The sequence below is a fragment of the Rhizobium altiplani genome (assembly GCF_001542405.1).
Taxonomy (GTDB): Bacteria; Pseudomonadota; Alphaproteobacteria; order Rhizobiales; family Rhizobiaceae; genus Rhizobium; species Rhizobium altiplani.
Genome location: NZ_LNCD01000091.1, coordinates 72,376 through 89,438, shown reverse-complemented (window position 1 = coordinate 89,438; position 17,063 = coordinate 72,376). Strand labels below are relative to the sequence as shown.

Below are 17,063 nucleotides of genomic sequence, written 5' to 3'. Positions count from 1 at the left end.
ACCGGCGGCACGTGCCGCCGGCTTTCTGTCTCAGGCGAGATAGCCGCCGTCGATCGTCAGGCTGGCGCCGGTGATGAAGGACGCTTCTGAACTTGCGAGATAGGCCGCAAGGCTTGCAATCTCGCGGTCTTTGCCCATGCGACCGAGGGCTATCAACCCCTTCAACATCTCATTGGCATGCGGATCGGTATTCATGTCCGTCTCGGTAGGTCCGGGCTGGATCGTGTTGACGGTAATGCCGCGCGGGCCGAGATCGCGCGCGATGCCGCGCATCATCGCAGCGACTGCGCCCTTGGTCATGCTGTAGACAGCGGATGTCGGAAAGCCGCTGCGTTCCGCGGTCACGCTGCCGATGGTGATGATCCGACCGCCTTCATGCATATGTTTCGCTGCGGCCTGCGTGCCGGCAAAGACGGCCCGCACATTGACGGCGAACATGCGGTCGAAGTCCTCCAGAGGGAAGGTTTCCAAGCTATTCAACAACAGGATTCCTGCATTGTTGACGAGAATGTCGATGGAGCCAAAGTGATCGGCAGCCTTGTCGATGGCTCGCTGCAGTGCTGCGGCATCCGCGCTGTCGGCTTGAATGGCAAGTGCCCTGCCGCCCTTCAACTCGATCTCAGCTGTGATTGCTTCAGCTTTCTCCTTGGAATTGGCAAGGGTGAAGGCGACTGAGGCGCCATCCATCGCCAGCCTGCGAACGATCGCCGCGCCGATGCCGCGTGAGCCGCCGGTCACGATTGCGACCTTTCCTTCAAGTGGTTTCGTCATTTTCATTTCTCCTTATTGGACTGTTTAATCTAGAATCGGGTGCGGACAATCAGCCCTTTTTATTGGGCTGTTATCGAAGGCTGCGGATTGCGAGACTGGCGATGGTGCGCAGGGTTTCGGGGCTTGCGCCGTTGCGGGCGCTGACTTTCATGCCGGATAGGATGGCACCGAGAAACTGGGTGGCAGCTTCGGGATCGATTTCCGCCGATAGCTGGCCTTTCCTCTGGCCATCCTTCACCAGCGTGAAGATTGCCTTGGCAAGCATTGCCGAGGCGCTGTCAGTCAAGGTCGCCACATCTGCGTCGGTGCGGCCAAACTCGCAAATCGCGCTGACGCCGAGGCAGCCCTTCGACGCCTCCGAGGCAGGTCGAGATGCGAAGGCAAACAGGGCAGCCTCCAGGGCATCAAGCGGTTGCGCGCCGTTTTGCATGTCCGCGATGATGCGCAGAATACTGTCGGTATTGTAACGCTTCAGAGCCTGGAGGTAGAGACTGCGCTTGTCGCCGAAGGTATCATACATGCTCTGCCGGCTGATCTTCATCGCCGCAAGCAGGGTGTCGGTGGAGCTGCCCTCATAGCCATGCTGGGAGAAGACGCCGATCGCAGCGTCGAGAGCATTGTCTTTGTCGAATTCCTTGTGCCTTGCCATGGACACGCAAATAGCAATTCCGGATCAATCTGTCCAGAAAATATCTTAGTCGCATTTCTCCGTCGGCGTCGTGGTTCTACGGTCTCCTCTTGAAATTTTCCCGATTTTGTGGTCTTGAGGCCGCCAATCTTATCGAGCGCTGCCTTCTCCGGCGATCAGGGACCTTTCCCGCCCTGACAGCGCATACCGTATTACCGCTCAAGGAAAAGTGCTCACATGGCTCGTTCAGCTCTCCTCAATGTCATGGTTCAGGCTGCCATCAAGGCAGGCAAGTCGCTGGGACGTGATTTCGGGGAAGTGCAGAACCTGCAGGTCTCGGTGAAAGGCCCGGGCGATTTCGTCTCGAATGCCGATCGCAAGGCCGAAAAGATCGTTAAGGACGAACTGCTGAAGGCCCGCCCGACCTATGGCTTCCTCGGCGAAGAGAGCGAGGAAATCAAGGGCACGGACGGAGCGCATCGCTGGATCGTCGATCCGCTCGACGGCACGACAAACTTCCTGCACGGCATTCCGATGTTTGCGGTATCGATCGCGCTCGAGCGCAACAATGAAATCGTGGCTGGTGTCGTCTTCAATCCTGCGACGGACGAACTCTACACCGCTGAACGCGGCGGCGGCGCCTTCCTGAACGATCGCCGTCTGCGTGTCGGCGCACGCCGCGTGCTGTCTGATTCCGTCATTGCCTGCGGCGTACCGCACCTCGGCCGCGGAAACCACGGCAAGTTCCTCGTTGAACTCCGGCACGTCATGGGCGAAGTTGCCGGGATTCGTCGCATGGGCGCGGCGTCGCTCGATCTCGCCTATGTGGCTGCCGGTCGGTTTGATGGCTATTGGGAAACTGCGTTGTCGGCGTGGGATATCGCTGCGGGCATCCTGCTCATCCGCGAAGCCGGCGGCTACGTGTCCGATTGGGAAGGCGGCTCGTCCATTCTCGAGACGGGCTCGGTGGTTGCAGGCAACGAGTATATCCAGAAGGCATTGCTTGAAGTCGCCAAGCGCCCGATCCCGGCTCGGTAAATCGCTGTTGTAAAGGCACGGTTTTCGTTCCGCGGATACTTCAATTCGGCACAATGTTGCTCTAGTCTCCGGCTGAAATGAATCCGGAGGCTGCGGAACCTATGGAAAATGTGAATGTGGCTGAGTTCGGCTCGACCGAAAAAACCACGGGTAATTACAGCTATAAACTATCCAGTCCGATGCCGTTTCTTTGGACGATGGTGCTGTTTCTGATCATCGTCGGGTTCATCGCAGCCATTCTTTTCCGGCAGACGCAGACCGCTTTCATGCACAATCCGGGCCTTAACGGTTTGATCCTCGGCGTATTGGCGGTCGGTATCATCCTCGTCTTCAGCCATGTGCTGTCGTTGCGCCCGGAAGTACGGTGGTTCAATTCGTTCCGTGCTGCAGGCAGCGCCGACAAGGTCGGCCGCAATCCGAAGCTGCTTGCTCCGATGCGGACTCTGATCGGCAGCCGCAGCGCTTCGGCGGGAATCTCGACGGCGGCGTTTCGCTCCATTCTCGATTCCATTGCCAACCGCCTCGATGAATCGCGCGACGTGTCGCGCTACCTGATCGGCCTCCTCGTCTTTCTCGGCCTGCTTGGTACGTTCTGGGGTCTTATCGGCACGATCGGTTCGATCAGCTCGGTTATTCAGACGCTCGACGCGGGTTCGAACGGTTCGACCGATGTTCTCGGAGCGCTGAAGGAGGGGCTTTCGATGCCGCTTTCGGGCATGGGCCAGGCATTCTCGTCGTCGCTGCTTGGCTTGTCCGGCTCGCTCATCTTGGGTTTCCTTGATCTGCAGGCAGGCCGTGCTCAGAACCGCTTCTACATGGAGCTGGAGAACTGGCTTTCGTCAGTGACCGACGTCGGCTCCGATGTGGCGATCCCGACCATCAATCCCAACTCGGCGGTCTCACCGGACGACGTTCGGGCGCTCTCCGAATATATGCGCCGGATCTCAGAGGAAGGCAGCGGCGGCACCCAGAGGTCGGTTGCGGCAATGGCAAACCTTGCCGAAGGCATTCAGGGCCTAGTCAAGAACATGCGCAATGAACAGCAGATGCTTCGCGACTGGATCGAGGCACAGCAGGACGAGACGAAGGCGATGCGGCGCACGCTCGATCGCCTGGCTGAGAGGATCGGCTCGCAGGAAAAGCACGGCTCAGGCGAACGCTCTCAACGCATGCAGCAACCCGAAAAGACCGAGGGCAAGTAAGCCATGGCTCTTGCCCGCAATCGTCGCCCCCAACGCGCGGTGGACTACTGGCCAGGTTTCGTTGATGCACTATCGACACTGCTGATCTCCATCATGTTCGTGCTGACCGTCTTCGTGGTCGGACAATATATCCTGAGTCGTGAGATTACGGGCCGGGACGAGGTGTTGAATCGGCTGAACAGCCAGATCAACGAATTGACGCAGCTTCTCGCCCTGGAGAAGGGAAGCAAGCAGGACCTCGAGGATAGCGTCGCCAATCTGCAGGCCTCCCTAGCGTCCGCCGAGAGCGAAAGATCCCGCCTGAAGGCGCTCCTTGATGCTGGGTCGGGCGGACAAAGCGCTGCGGAAGCACGTGTCGGCAACCTAACGAAGGAACTCGACGAACAGAAGCAGATGAGTGACCGGGCGATGAGCCAGGTCGAGCTTCTCAACCAGCAGATCGCCGCCTTGCGCAGCCAGATCGCCGCCGTCGAAGCTGCTCTGCAGGCTTCCGAGCAGAAGGATCAGAGTTCGCAGGCGAAGATCGCCGATCTCGGACGGCGCCTGAACGTCGCTCTTGCGCAACGCGTGCAGGAGCTCAACCGCTACCGGTCAGACTTCTTCGGGCGCCTGCGCGAGATCCTGTCCGACCGCGAGAATATCAGGATTGTCGGCGACCGCTTCGTCTTCCAGTCGGAAGTGCTGTTTCCCTCGGGCAGTGCGGATCTCAATCCGGACGGGCAGGTCGAGATGGCAAAGCTTGCGACGGCGCTCCTCGACGTTGCCAAGGAAATTCCGCCTGAGATCAACTGGGTACTGCGTGTCGATGGGCATACGGACAATGTGCCGCTCGCGGGCACCGGACGATATGTCGATAACTGGCAGCTGTCATCCGCACGTGCGATCTCGGTCGTCAAGTTCCTGATTTCCCACGGCGCGCCGGCCGACCGTCTCGTCGCCGCCGGCTTCGGCGAGTTCCAGCCGATCGCACCAGGCGACACGCCCGAGGCGCGCGCAACCAACCGTCGTATCGAGCTCAAGCTGACTGAGAAGTAGGGTTACGCGACGCCCGACCGAACGCCGGTGAGGCGATCCATCAGGAAACAGCGCACCGCCGGGCTGTCGCTGAGGCCGATTGCCGAAAGGTAGGCGGCCTCTGCCGCCGGATAGTCTCCAACTTCCGTCAGCAAGTGCGCGCGAACGGCCCAATAGGGCTGGTAGGCTCTGATTTCCTTTGCGTCCATGGCGTCGAGAGACGCCAGCCCAGCTTTGGGTCCCTTCGTGCGACCGAGGACGGCGGCACGGCTGACGCGGGCGCCGATCGTCGGCTGCATCATCAGCAGCGCATCATACAAGATCACGAGAGCGTCCCAGTCTGTCAGGCCTGTCAGCCGGCGGGCGGCATGAACGGATTGAATGGCGGCCATGCACTGGAACGGACCGAAGCGGTTGGCGGCGCCGGCCTTGCGGAGCAGCGTGTCGGCTTCGGCGAGCATGATCGCATTCCAGCGATCCGTCGACTGCTTGTCGAGCGCGATGTACTCGCCCTCGGCATTGTGCCGCGCGGCACGTCGACCCTCGCAATAGAGCATCAGGGCAAGCAAACCGATCACCTCTGGCTCTTCGGGAAGCATTGAAAGCAGCGCCCGGCAGAGCCAGATGGCTTCGCTGGAAAGGCCACTGCGACCGCCATCGGCGCCATCGAGATCGTCCCAACCAAGCCCGTAGGCCGCGTAGATTGCGGAAAGAACGGCGGAAAGACGCTCGGGCAGAGAGTGTCGATCGGGTATGGCAAACCCGATGCCGGTATCGCGAATGTTCGCCTTGGCCCGGACCAACCGCTGGCCCATGGCGGCAGGCGAAACCACGAAGGCCTGCGCGATTGCTTTTGCGTCGATGCCCAACACGACTTGCAGCATCAGCGGCGTGTGAATGCCTTTGTCGATTTGCGGATGAGTGCAGGCGAAAAGCAGCTTCAGGCGTTCGTCGGGGAACGCGTCTGTGGCCGCCTCGTTCATCCTCGCCTCGGCCTCCTCGAAGGCCAGGACGATCGTTGGTCGCGCATTCTCGCGAACGGATCGATGGCGTGCAGCTTGCATGAGGTTGCGCCGCGCAGTGACCAGCACCCACGCCTCCGGCCTGTCGGGGATGCCGCGTTCCGGCCAGACCCGCAGAGCATCGACGAGCGCTTGTGACAACGCATCCTCGGCGGCCGGCAGATCGCGGGAGCGGGCCGCCAGGAAGGCGACCAGCTTGCCATAGGATTGACGCGCCATCCTTTCGGCGACGCGTTCGGCTTCGACCGTCATGTCCGCCTCACATCTGAAGGCGAGGGCGCACTTCGACCGAACCTTCTGCGGAGACCGGAACCCGGGTCGCCCATTCGAGCGCCGTATCGAAGTCCGGTACGTCGATCAGATAGAAGCCTCCCAACTGCTCCTTGCCCTGAGGGTATGGACCATCCTGCACGTCGTGGTCCTCGCCCTTGCGCCGCACCACCGTGCCGGTTTCGGGTGCGGTCAGGCCGGCGCCGCCGGTCATGATGCCGGCTTGGATCAGAGCCTGCGTGTAGGCGATCCAGCCGTCGCGGTAGGTGGGATCGGCGCGGCGGGCAAAATCCCGCGACGATTCGCGAACGATGAGCGCGTATTGCATGTGTATTCCTCCAGAATGGTTGTGTTGACCGGCGTGCAGGCATCTAAGAACCAAAAGCAGAAAGCTGCAACGCTTGGGGGATCGGCGGTAGACCGTTCCGAGAGAATGAGACTCGGCGTTGGCTCATTTCGACATCCGGCCAAAAAAATCTCACGGCGGAAAAGTGGCGTTGTCGCCGGGCGGGGCTCCGCGTAGGCTCGTGGCGTTTGGGGGAGAATGCTTTGATTGAATGTGATGTGCTGGTCATCGGCGCAGGACTTGCCGGGCTTGTGGCGGCGGCGGAGGCAGCGGAGCGCGGACGGAAGGTCTGCATCGTCGAGCAGGAGGGCGAACAGAGCGTCGGTGGGCAGGCATTCTGGTCTCTGGGCGGGCTGTTCTTCGTCGACAGCCCTGAACAGCGGCTGCTGGGCATTCGCGACAACCTCGGCCTGGCGCGACAGGACTGGATGGGGTCCGCGTCATTCGACAGGCCGGAAGACTATTGGCCGCGTCGCTGGGCAGAGGCCTATCTGGAGTTCGCCGCAGGCGAAAAGCGTTCATGGCTTTATCAGCAGGGAATGCGCTGGTTCCCGGTGGTCGGTTGGGCCGAGCGGGGAGGCGGCTTGGCGCATGGCCACGGAAACTCCGTGCCGCGCTTTCATGTGACCTGGGGAACCGGGCCGGCTGTGCTTGCCCCCTTTGTTCGCCGCGTGCGCGAAGCGGAAGCGAAGGGCCTTGTTACGCTTCTGTTCCGGCATCAGGTGGATGATCTTCTCGTTCAGGACGGCGTCGTCTGCGGCGCCCGCGGCTCGGTCCTTCAGCCCGATGCTTCCGTGCGAGGGCGGGAGACAAACCGTATCTTTTCGGCGCTCTTCGAGGTTCGGGCCGGCGCGACGATCGTCACATCAGGGGGTATCGGGGGTAATCACGACGCGGTGCGCCGGAGATGGCCGGTCGATAGGTTGGGGCGGCCCCCGGCCAAAATGGTCGCCGGCGTGCCCGCCCATGTAGACGGTCGAATGATCGAGATCGCCGAGCGTGCTGGCGGGCGGGAGATCAATTCGGATCGGATGTGGCACTACACGGAGGGCGTGAGGAATTGGGACCCGATCTGGCGCAATCACGGCATACGCATCCTGCCGGGTCCCTCCTCCTTCTGGTGCGACGCCTGGGGTAACCGCTTTACTCCGCCAGCGATGCCCGGCTTCGATACGCTGGGGTCTCTGAAGGCGATCTGCGCAACCGGGCAGGACCACAGCTGGTTCATCCTGACCAAGGCAATCATTAAGAAGGAGTTTGCCCTTTCCGGTTCCGAGCAGAATCCCGATATCACGGGCAAGGATATCCGCCTGCTTCTCAAGCGGTTGGGCAAGGAGCCGCCGGGGCCGGTTCGTGCGTTCATGGACAAAGGCGAGGATTTCGTCGTTCGCGACACGCTGGAATCGCTTGTCGACGGCATGAACGGGTTGACGGGTGAAAAACGTGTGGATGCGAGCCGCCTCAGAACGCAGATCGAGGCGCGCGACAGGGAGTTCGCCAATCCCTTTGCCAAGGACGCACAGGTGGTCGCCATTCGCGGGGCGCGACGCTATCTCGGGGATCGCTTGATGCGGACGGCCAGGCCGCATGCACTGCTTGACCCCAGGGCCGGGCCGCTCATTGCCGTGCGGCTGCACATCCTGACACGCAAGTCGCTCGGTGGTCTGGAGACGGATCTATCCACGCGCGTGATCGGCCATGGTGGCGATCCGGTTCCGGGGCTTTATGCGGCGGGTGAAGTGGCGGGTTTTGGTGGTGGAGGTATGCACGGATACAATGCGCTCGAGGGAACCTTCCTCGGCGGCTGCATCTTTTCCGCCAGGGTAGCCGGGCGGGCAGTTTAAAGGCGGCGTTTGTGGCGCCGCCTTATGTGATCAGGCCTCAGCCTTCGTCGTGTCGACGACTTCTGCGCCGGGAGAATTCTTCTTGATGGATTCGATGGCGCTGAGCGCCGATGCCTTGGCTTTATAGCCTTCGGAGCCGAACATGGCTTCGCCATTCGGAGCTTTGAAACGGAAACGGAACTCGCCAGCCTTGTCCTTGTAAACTTCGAACTTATACATCGATTTTTCTCCCGGAATCAGGATGTTGTCCTATCTGCAGGTGCAGCCTAGAACAAAAAACGCAACTATTCCATCGGGATATTTGCGCGCTTTGCAACCGACGCGACTGACGGGCCGTCAGGGACGACATACGCCCCTGATGTATAGGTCTTACGGTTTGAAGATCGAGAAGACCGACGAAAACTTGTTGATCAGGTAGGGCGCGAAGAGCACCAGGCCGGAATAGAAGAAGTTGGCGCCCTTCGTCATATCGGGGATCTCGTTGCCGCTGGCGAAGCGATGGAGGCAGGCAAGGCCAAAGCCGACATAGATCATCAGGATCGCGACGGTTCCGACAAGCGCGATAAAGCGGCTCGAGCTCGCCTTCATCATCGTGACGGTGAGAGGGACTTGCCCTGCTGCGAGCGCATTGCCCGCGGCATCAATGGCGTTTCCGGCCGTATCAGTCTTCGTCAAGGCGACTCCCTCCGACGAGGCATCGGTGAGCGACCAATCCCGGGCCTCCCGCAGCGAGCGATAGCACAGCAGCATCGACATGACGACGGCTACGGCGACGAGTACGACTAGCATCTCTGCAAAGCTTATCGAGTTCAACTGAGCCTCCCCTCAGAACGCGACGACATGGCGTTCACCCATAAACCGGGTGTAATCTTTGCGTGCATTATGTCAATATACACGCAAAGATTACACGCCGTTGCAACCGGCGGAGGCCGGGGGTCGAGGAAGAGCGTGTGGTCAGGCAATCATCTTGCAGCGGCGAGAAAGTCCCCGGCGCCGGTTTCGAACTGCAGCCTCGCAAGCTTGGCGTATATGCCGCCCTCTCTGATGAGGCTCTGATGTGTTCCCTCTTCGACAAGGCGTCCCTGATCCATGACGAGGATACGGTCGGCCTTCAGCACGGTCGCGAGGCGATGGGCGATGACGAGCGTGGTGCGGCCGGTCATCAACCCGTCGAGGGCCTTCTGCACAAGCGTTTCGCTTTCGGCGTCCAGGGCCGACGTCGCTTCGTCGAGAAGCAGGACCGGTGCGTCCTTGAGGATGGCGCGGGCGATGGCGATGCGCTGGCGTTGACCGCCGGAAAGCGTGATGCCGCGCTCGCCCACCTCGGTGTCGTATCCCTTCTCCAAACGAGCGATGAATTCGTCGGCCTGTGCAGCGATCGCGGCGGCCCGCACCTCTTCGCGGCTTGCCTCGGGACGGCCGAAGGCGATGTTGTCGTGAATGGAAGCCGCAAAGATCGTGACGTCCTGGGGCACGATCGCTAGGCGCTTGCGCAGTTCGTCGGGGTCGCTGCTGCGTGCATCTACTCCGTCGATCATCACGGCGCCCTTCTGCGGGTCATAGAAGCGCAGCAGCAGCGAGAAGACGGTGCTTTTTCCGGCGCCGGAGGGGCCAACGATCGCGACGGTTTCGCCGGGAGCGACGCCGAAATTCAAGCCATGCAGCGCGGATCGCTCCGGCCGTGAGGGATAGGCGAAATGCACGTCGGTAAACTGGACACGGCCTTGCGCCGGAGCGGGCAAGGCAACGGGCGCAGGCGGTGCGGAAATCGGGGAAACCTCGTCGAGCAATTCCGTCAGCCGATCGGCCGCTCCCGCGGCCTGCGAGAGTTCGCCCCATACCTCGGAGAGTGCGCCGAGCGAGCCTGCGGCGATGACGGAGTAGAGAAGAAACTGGCCAAGAGTGCCTGGCGACAACGTGCCGGCGAGGACGTTATGGGCGCCGACCCAGAGAACGGCGACGACGCTGCCGAAGATGAGGGTAATGGCGATGCCGGTCAGCAGGGCGCGCGAGCGAATTGCGGCCCGGGCAGCGTCATAGGCGGTTTCGACGGCCATCCCGTAACGCGAGGCGGCGGCATCCTCGCCCCCGAAGGCCTGGACGGTGCGGCTGGCCGCAATCGTTTCGTTGGCGAAAGCAGAGGCGTCGGCCAGCGTATCCTGAGCCGAGCGCGAGCGCTTCCGGACGGAGCGACCGAAGCCGACCAACGGAAAGACGATCAACGGGATCGCACCGATCACCAGGCTGGACAGCTTTGGCGACGTCACGATCATCATGCCCATCGCGCCGAGACAGAGAATGAGGTTGCGCAGGGCGACGGAGGCCGTCGCGCCGACAGCCGACTTGATCTGCGTCGTGTCCGCCGTCAGGCGCGAGACGATCTCGCCGGACTGGTTGACGTCGAAGAACGAGGGCGACAGGCGCGTGACGTGATTGAAAACATCGCGGCGCAAATCGGATACCACACGCTCACCAAGGGTGATGACGAAGTAGTAGCGAAGGGCGCTCGCGATGGCGAGCACGATCGCCATAATCATCAGCATCAGGAAATAACTGTTGATGAAACTGCCGTCGGCCTGTGTGAAGCCATGGTCGATCATGCGGCGGACGGCGAGCGGCAGAGCAAGCGAAGTGACAGCGGCAAGTGCCAGGGCGGCAAGCGCCCCTGTGACCATGCCGCGATAGTGCATCACATAGGGTGTCAACCTGCCTAGCGGCTTCAGCGAACGAGACTTCTTTTCCCCGGGTTGCCCTGCGTATGCCAATTCGTCTCCGATCGCCTTCGACACCGCTCATCCGCGGCTGATGGCTCTTGTTATCCTGCCGGCCTTCATGTATAGGCAGCCCATCCTAATGGGAAGCCGTAGCCTTTTGCGTCTGCGGCTTCATTTATTCAATCGGTCCTCTTGTCGCAACGAATATGCGTCAAATTGGACGTTGCATGGCAGGAAGATTGTTATGAAGGCAGATATCCATCCCGACTACCACACGATCAAGGTAGTCATGACCGACGGCACCGAATACGAAACCCGCTCGACCTGGGGTTCTGAAGGCGCAGTCATGAACCTCGAAATCGACTCCAAGTCGCATCCGGCATGGACTGGTGGCAACCAGCAGCTCATGGACCGCGGCGGTCGCGTTTCCAAGTTCAACAAGCGTTTCGGCGGCCTCGGCCTCTAATCGCTGTCGCTTGGCAGAGTTTGAAAGAGCCCCGCTTCGGCGGGGCTTTTTTTGTGGAATTGCTCAGGAAACAGCACCAAGCCGATTTCCAGCATCCACCACGGCAGCTTTGCGCCGTGAGTGGACTTGGACACGCTCGCGACGGGCGACCGACTTGTGGCCGAACGCGGACTGGCCGTTTCTGGCATGGGAAAAGCGATAGCAGACATTCAACAATCCGGATTGAGGTCTCGAGCTGACCTGCTTCGTTATTGCCGCCGCTCGGCAGGAACGTCGCGAGAGGGTGGAAAGCGGTCATTTGTCTAGTCTTCAGGAAAGATGGCGTTACGACCGGAACCGGTCGTTTGATGTTCTGCCTCTTGCAGCAGGCCCTCGAGACGGGTCGCCCATTCCTTGTTGCTATCTCTGAACGGACCAAGCGCATCGCCGGCAGGCTCCGGGAGATCGCCTACAGCGGCGGAGAAACGGCGAGCCTCCTGACTATGTCCCAACGCCGTGTGGCAGCACGCCTGAATGCGGAGCAGCGCCGGCCAGTCAGGCCGCGCCTTTAGCGCCATTCGTCCCGTATCAAGTGCGCCCTCGACGTCGCCCGAAAAGAACAGCGCAAGCATCAAGAAACTGAACCAGGCCGCATTCTGCGGATCATGGGGGTTGAGTTCGAGGCCCCGAGCCAGTGGCTTTCGCGCGCCGGCCGCATCGCCCACGAAAAGGCGGGCCATGCCGAGGACGAGATACCCCAAGGCGAAGCTAGGACCGAGTTCGATGGACCGCTCGGCTGCGAGTATCGCCTGGTCAGCCCTGCCTGTGTAGGCCGACACAATCGCCAGCGCATAGTGCGCATACGGATTTCGGGCGTCGAGATATATCGCCCGCAAGGCCGCATCGAGTCCTTCCTTCCCGTCCGCGGCGGGATTTTCTGTCCAGCCATAGGCGATGAGGCCTGCGTTGACCCGTGCCCGCCAGATCTGCGCCTCTGGAAGCATGGGATCGAGCTCCGCGGCCTCCCGGAAGAGTCGCCTTGCGAGAAGATGGGTTGGCTGCGTTACCTTGTGAAAATTGAATGTACCTTGCCGTACAAGGTCCCATGCGGTCACGTTGCCGGTGTGCGGAGCAACCTGAAGTCCATGCCGCAACAGCAGCTCCGGCTCGACCGCCGCTGCAATCCGCTCGGCGATGGCGTCCTGCACTGCAAATACCTCGGCCACCTGAAGATCGTAATGTTCGGACCAGACAGTGACGTCCTTCATTGCGTCGGCAAGGTAAACCGATATCCGCATCCGATCGCAGGTATGCCGGATGGCTCCATCCACCAGAAAATCAACGCCAAGTTCGTGCGCGATAGACTTCGGATCCCTCGGGCCATTTCTCCTTGCGAAACTCGCCCCACGCGACGCGACGCGGAACCATCGGAAGCGGGCGAGCGCCATGATCAGGTCGTCGGCGATACCGTCGGCCAGATATTGTCTCTCGGCATCTCCGCCAAGATCCTCGAAAGGCAGTACTGCGATCGCGGGGCTGGATCTCGCCTCCGCATGCCCTGCGCTACCGGGTCCGTCGGTCCGGCCCTCCACCGGACCGGAAAATCTGTATCCCACCCGTGGGACCGTAACGATCCAGTCGCCGCCGTCTGATGCCGGGCCGAGCAGCTTGCGAAGGGCAGCAATCTGAACGGAAAGATTACTCTCCTCGACGGCGAGGCCCGGCCAAACAGCATCCATCAGCGCCGACTTGGCGACGATGCGCCCATCTGCCGCGAGCAGAACGGCAAGCAGCGAAGCGCCGCGGGCGCCGATGGCGACAGGCCTGTTATCACGGAGAAGGCATCCGTTCTCGGTAATGAACTCGAAGGGGCCGAATAAAAGGTGCTGCTTGTTCATGATTTAGGAATGATACGCCCGATTTCGCAGTTTTCGGAATTTTTCGGCCTTCGTTCAGGACTTGCGCCGGCTCCGCGCGCAGATTCAGCTCCATGCGGCAGTTGAAGTGGGTGGGAACGATGGAGAACCAAACAATGCAAGCGAAGAATGCTCATGCATCAACCGCGAAAATCGTACGCGGCAGTGACAGCTATGTCGCCGAGCAGGGATCTGTCTATCGCTCGGGAGTCTCGGCGGAGAGCGTCGGATCCAGCATGCTGTGGCTCGGGATGATCTCGCTACCCGCAGGAAGACGAACCAGCGCCCATCGCCATCAGGGACACGAGACGGCCCTGCTTATGACCGCGGGCAAAGAGATCGAGATTTGGTCGGGGGCCGAGCTTGAACGATGCGAAAAGGTCCTCCCCGGCGACTACCTGTTCATTCCGGCCGGCGTTCCGCATCTTGCCGTGAACCGCAGCACGGAAAACGCCGAGTTCCTCGCTGCCCGCAATGACCCCGCAGCGAACGAGAGCGTCGTGCTGATGCCGGAACTTGACGACATCGTACCCTAATAGGCTCAGAGGTGCGCTATCGCGATCATCGAACAACGTCTGGCCGCTATGGGTCTGGAACTGCCCTAGCCTCTGAAAGTTCGCGAGGGGCTGCGTATGCCTTTCGCCTGGGTCCGGGTGCGCGGCAACCGCGCCGACATATCGGGTCACGTCGAGTGCAACCGGAATGGGCATTGGCGAAACCCCTCGGCAAGGTCGGGACCGAGGTTTCCCCTGAGCAGGGTTACGCGTCAGCGCGGCTCGTTGCCCTGGCTCATCTCGCGAGCCTCAAGCGGGCAGTCGGAAACCTCGATCGGGTTACGGCGTGGCTGCGCGTCTTCGCCATGGTGAATGTTGCTCCGGGTTTCAATGAGACCCCGCTGGTCACAAACGGTTATTCCGATTTCTGGAGCTGTACGGCCCTGACGTTGGCGCCCACGCCCGCTCGTCCATCGGCATGGCCATCCCTTTGAATGCGCCTGTAAACTGTGAAGCGGAAGTGGAAATTGACGGGTGACCCCTTAGGGGTCGGTGCACGACCTTTGCTGGGTGCGGCGCGAATGACGTTCATGGCGCAACCGCGACCTCCAGGTGTCGTCGCCGCCCACGTCTGCTGCTTTTCGGACGGGGCAAAGCTGTCCTCCACGACCGATATGGTTTAGGGTTTCGGGTGCCGTCAGGCATACGAAAGCCTCCCATGCAGGAACCCGCGGGTCCGCAAGGGCCGGAAGGAGGCAGGAGGTGTCCCTCCTTGCGTCAACGCATTTGCTGCCTCGCCACTACGTTGAGTCGCGTGGTTGTTGTGCGCGTAAAGAAAAACCGGCTGCGCGGGACGCAGCCGGCTTCGTGAATTCAGGTTGCGGCGGTTCAGTTGTTGCCGAAGGCCGTCTGCAGCAGGCTCAGCTGAGCCTGTACGCTGTTCTGGTTGTCGGGAACGATCGGGGCTTCCGCCGGACGGTAGATTTCGCGATCGAGCAGGGCGACACGGTTCTGCAGGCGCAACGAGCGTTCGATCAGGTCGCGGAAGGATTCCGGCAGATCGCCCCAGCCCGGCGCATTGCGGTCGACGTTGAAGCCGTCGAGGCGAACCTTGTTCTTCTCGGCCAGAACCTGATCGCGCGACATCTCGCCATTGTTGACGGCGCGCTGCAGCAGTAGCCAGGAGGCCATCTGCATCAGGCGGGTGGTCAGGCGCATCGATTCAGCGGCATAGAGGACGGATGCCATGCGCGGCAGAACCTTGGAGGCAGCGCGGCCCTGGCCATCGAGATATGCGGCGGTTTCTTCAACCAGCGACATGCCTTCCGAATATAGTGTCTTGAACTGCGAGGATGCGGCAGCGCGACCTGCAAAACTGATCGTGTTCAATCCAAGCTCTGACATTTAAACAGTCCCTGTTGCACGCATCTACTTATGGTCAGGTAACGCCAGTCGAAGGGAAAAAGTTTCCTCGGCCAGTCTTTATGCCTTTAAGATGGTAGCTTTAGCCGAATTGCGCAAGGCGTTTCTTAAGAAAGGGTTAACTTCCACAGTTTCATGGAAATGGTCCCCAGCGCAATAAAAAAAGAAGAGCCGCAAAAGCGGCTCTCAAGGTAAAACAGGGAGAAAAATCAGACCAATTCACCGCATGGAAAACTGTCTGAGATCCAGAGAAGAACTGGATGAGTACAGTAATACCTTATAAAGCTTAATGGCCGCTTAAACCTGTCTCGGATTAACACTCTTCGGTCGTTAGCTTTCTGCAATAGTCAGCCGACGAATTACGAGCGGAAGAGGCTCTCCGCCGCTGATCTTGTCGATGTCTTGCTGGCAGCTTCCGCCTCGAGTCTTACGATTTCCGCCCTGAGCAGCTCCACGCGCGCTCTCAACTCGTCGACCGATAGGGTGGAGAGGTCGGCCCCGATCTCGTGGGCAACCTTCTTCTGCGGCCGGTCATCGTCGATGAAGCTCATATGCTATCCTCCCTTGTAAGCCTCAGCTATATTTTAGGGCAGGATCGCCGGTTTCGGGAGTCTTGCCGGTTCCGCGGTCGGCAAGCGACATGCTTTCGGGCGTAAGCGTCTGCGATGTAGCCGTCGGAATGGTGGTAAAGGCGTCGCGATCGCCGGCGGGAACGGCGGCGCGCATGCGGCTGCGGATGATGGCATAGGCGGTGATCAACACATGGGCGATTGCCGTCACCAGGAAAAGGGCGTGCGGATTGATCATCGACATGACGGGGCCACCGATGGTCGGGCCGATGATGGTGCCGATGCCGTAGAGGAGCAACAAGCCGCCCGAAACCTTTACGAAATCCTCTGCCGAGGCAAAGTCGTTGGCGTGCGCAACCGCGATCGGATAGAGGGTGTTGGCAACGGCGCCGTAAAGGACGACGAGGCTGATAATGAAGGCCGGCGACGATGGTTGCAGGATGGCGATCAACAGGCCGGCGAAGGCTGCGATGGCCGACATGGCTGCCAGCACATAGCGCCGGTCGATGCGGTCGGAAAGCCGCCCTGCCGGCAGCTGCATCACGGCGCCCGCGAAGATGGTGGAGCTCATCATGATGGCGATGCTGGTGTCGGACAGGCCGGAGCCTGCGCCGAAGACAGCGCCCAGCGTTCCGTATGCGCCGTTGGCGATGCCGACGAGGAGAATGCCAAGGCAGGAGACCGGGGAGTTGCGGTAAAGGGCCGGAAGATCCAGCTTCACGGCCTTCAGCGGCTGCGGCGAGGCTGCGGTCGAGAGCGTCGTCGGCAGCATCGCGATGCAGTAGAAGATGCCGCAGACCATGAACAGGACAGGCGTGCGAACATCCTCGAGCGGGATCATCATCTGACCCGCCACGACGCCGAAGAGCGTGATGGCGATATACAGCGAGAAGATTGCGCCGCGGCTCTCGTTTGTGGCGCGCTCGTTCAGCCAGCTCTCGATGATCATCGAGGTGCCGGCCGTCGCAAAACCGGTGACGGCGCGCAGCAGCACCCACCAGACCGGGTGGATGATAATGCCGCTGACCAGCGCGATGATCGCGATAATCGCAATGAAGCCGGAGAAGGCACGGACATGGCCAACGCGGCGCACCAATTTCGGCGCGACGAGGCAACCGATGACGAAGCCGGCAGCCCAGGACGTGCCGAGCAGGCCGAGCGTGGTTGTCGCGTAGCCTTCGAGGTTGCCGCGAACCGGAAGCAGGATGCCCTGCAACCCATTGCCCATGAAGAGAAACAGCGTCCCGAAGAGAAGCGAGGCGACGGACAGCAGATTTCTTTTCATATAGCCAGACTCTATGCGTTGATTGCAAAGACAGATGGCAACACGGAGTGTCGCCCAGCCTCGAGATGATTGATTGTGCCCCC

The 17,063-nt window shown here is 60.9% G+C and carries 18 protein-coding genes and 1 pseudogene; 7 read left to right on the top strand and 12 right to left on the bottom strand.

What is annotated here, in order from left to right:
- Positions 1-30: 30 nt before the first annotated feature.
- Positions 31-771, bottom strand: coding sequence for a 3-oxoacyl-ACP reductase family protein (locus AS026_RS22040; protein ID WP_062371811.1), 741 nt, complete (start codon positions 769-771; stop codon positions 31-33).
- 70 nt (positions 772-841) lie between these two features.
- On the bottom strand, positions 842-1,420 hold the full coding sequence (locus AS026_RS22035; protein WP_062371809.1) for a TetR/AcrR family transcriptional regulator: 579 nt from the start codon (positions 1,418-1,420) through the stop codon (positions 842-844).
- Between the two features lie 216 nt (positions 1,421-1,636).
- Between AS026_RS22035 and AS026_RS22030 the strand changes: the two genes are divergently transcribed.
- From AS026_RS22030 to AS026_RS22020, 3 genes are all read left to right on the top strand, one after another.
- A complete protein-coding gene (locus AS026_RS22030; protein ID WP_018858887.1) occupies positions 1,637-2,437 on the top strand; it encodes an inositol monophosphatase family protein in 801 nt (266 codons plus the stop codon).
- A gap of 101 nt (positions 2,438-2,538) precedes the next feature.
- Positions 2,539-3,639 carry a hypothetical protein gene (locus AS026_RS22025; RefSeq protein ID WP_018858886.1) on the top strand — a complete coding sequence of 367 codons (1,101 nt, stop codon included), beginning with the start codon at positions 2,539-2,541 and terminating at the stop codon, positions 3,637-3,639.
- Between the two features lie 3 nt (positions 3,640-3,642).
- Positions 3,643-4,674 (top strand): peptidoglycan -binding protein, encoded by a 1,032-nt coding sequence (locus AS026_RS22020; RefSeq protein ID WP_062371807.1) that lies wholly within the window; start codon positions 3,643-3,645, stop codon positions 4,672-4,674.
- Positions 4,675-4,676: 2 nt separating this feature from the next.
- Here AS026_RS22020 and AS026_RS22015 read toward each other — a convergent pair whose 3' ends face one another.
- Positions 4,677-5,927, bottom strand: coding sequence for an RNA polymerase sigma factor (locus tag AS026_RS22015; protein WP_062371804.1), 1,251 nt, complete (start codon positions 5,925-5,927; stop codon positions 4,677-4,679).
- A 7-nt stretch (positions 5,928-5,934) separates the two neighbouring features.
- Positions 5,935-6,273: a YciI family protein gene (locus AS026_RS22010; RefSeq protein WP_062371802.1), complete on the bottom strand. Its 339-nt coding sequence runs from the start codon at positions 6,271-6,273 to the stop codon at positions 5,935-5,937.
- 221 nt (positions 6,274-6,494) lie between these two features.
- Here AS026_RS22010 and AS026_RS22005 point away from each other — a divergent pair, with 221 nt between their 5' ends.
- Positions 6,495-8,135 (top strand): FAD-binding dehydrogenase, encoded by a 1,641-nt coding sequence (locus AS026_RS22005; RefSeq protein ID WP_062371800.1) that lies wholly within the window; start codon positions 6,495-6,497, stop codon positions 8,133-8,135.
- Positions 8,136-8,165: 30 nt separating this feature from the next.
- Here the strand turns inward: AS026_RS22005 and AS026_RS22000 are convergent, their stop codons facing one another.
- From AS026_RS22000 to AS026_RS21990, 3 genes are all read right to left on the bottom strand, one after another.
- On the bottom strand, positions 8,166-8,354 hold the full coding sequence (locus tag AS026_RS22000) for a YegP family protein (RefSeq protein WP_018858881.1): 189 nt from the start codon (positions 8,352-8,354) through the stop codon (positions 8,166-8,168).
- A 150-nt stretch (positions 8,355-8,504) separates the two neighbouring features.
- The gene (locus tag AS026_RS21995; protein WP_062371797.1) at positions 8,505-8,948 is read right to left on the bottom strand and encodes a hypothetical protein; all 444 of its coding nucleotides are present in this window, start codon (positions 8,946-8,948) and stop codon (positions 8,505-8,507) included.
- A gap of 149 nt (positions 8,949-9,097) precedes the next feature.
- The gene (locus tag AS026_RS21990) at positions 9,098-10,900 is read right to left on the bottom strand and encodes an ABC transporter transmembrane domain-containing protein (RefSeq protein WP_062371840.1); all 1,803 of its coding nucleotides are present in this window, start codon (positions 10,898-10,900) and stop codon (positions 9,098-9,100) included.
- A gap of 193 nt (positions 10,901-11,093) precedes the next feature.
- On the opposite strand from AS026_RS21990, the gene rpmE reads away from it, so the two are divergent.
- On the top strand, positions 11,094-11,315 hold the full coding sequence (rpmE, locus tag AS026_RS21985; protein ID WP_007527409.1) for a 50S ribosomal protein L31: 222 nt from the start codon (positions 11,094-11,096) through the stop codon (positions 11,313-11,315).
- Here rpmE and AS026_RS41740 read toward each other — a convergent pair.
- Positions 11,312-11,524: a hypothetical protein gene (locus AS026_RS41740; RefSeq protein ID WP_131815336.1), complete on the bottom strand. Its 213-nt coding sequence runs from the start codon at positions 11,522-11,524 to the stop codon at positions 11,312-11,314. The two genes, rpmE and AS026_RS41740, sit on opposite strands and share 4 nt — an antisense overlap.
- Before the next feature lie 93 nt (positions 11,525-11,617).
- A complete protein-coding gene (locus AS026_RS21980; protein WP_062371795.1) occupies positions 11,618-13,192 on the bottom strand; it encodes a winged helix-turn-helix domain-containing tetratricopeptide repeat protein in 1,575 nt (524 codons plus the stop codon).
- A 119-nt stretch (positions 13,193-13,311) separates the two neighbouring features.
- On the opposite strand from AS026_RS21980, the gene AS026_RS21975 reads away from it, so the two are divergent.
- Positions 13,312-13,746 (top strand): cupin domain-containing protein, encoded by a 435-nt coding sequence (locus tag AS026_RS21975; protein WP_062371792.1) that lies wholly within the window; start codon positions 13,312-13,314, stop codon positions 13,744-13,746.
- Positions 13,747-13,818: 72 nt separating this feature from the next.
- Positions 13,819-14,242: pseudogene (locus AS026_RS21970) on the top strand (RidA family protein).
- Between the two features lie 350 nt (positions 14,243-14,592).
- Here AS026_RS21970 and rcdA read toward each other — a convergent pair.
- The 3 genes from rcdA to AS026_RS21955 all read right to left on the bottom strand — a co-directional run bounded on the left by rcdA (position 14,593) and on the right by AS026_RS21955 (position 16,980).
- Positions 14,593-15,108: a protease adaptor protein RcdA gene (gene rcdA, locus AS026_RS21965; RefSeq protein WP_018858873.1), complete on the bottom strand. Its 516-nt coding sequence runs from the start codon at positions 15,106-15,108 to the stop codon at positions 14,593-14,595.
- A 377-nt stretch (positions 15,109-15,485) separates the two neighbouring features.
- Positions 15,486-15,677, bottom strand: coding sequence for a DUF1192 domain-containing protein (locus AS026_RS21960; protein WP_062371789.1), 192 nt, complete (start codon positions 15,675-15,677; stop codon positions 15,486-15,488).
- 22 nt (positions 15,678-15,699) lie between these two features.
- Positions 15,700-16,980, bottom strand: coding sequence for an MFS transporter (locus AS026_RS21955; protein ID WP_062371787.1), 1,281 nt, complete (start codon positions 16,978-16,980; stop codon positions 15,700-15,702).
- Positions 16,981-17,063 lie beyond the last annotated feature (83 nt).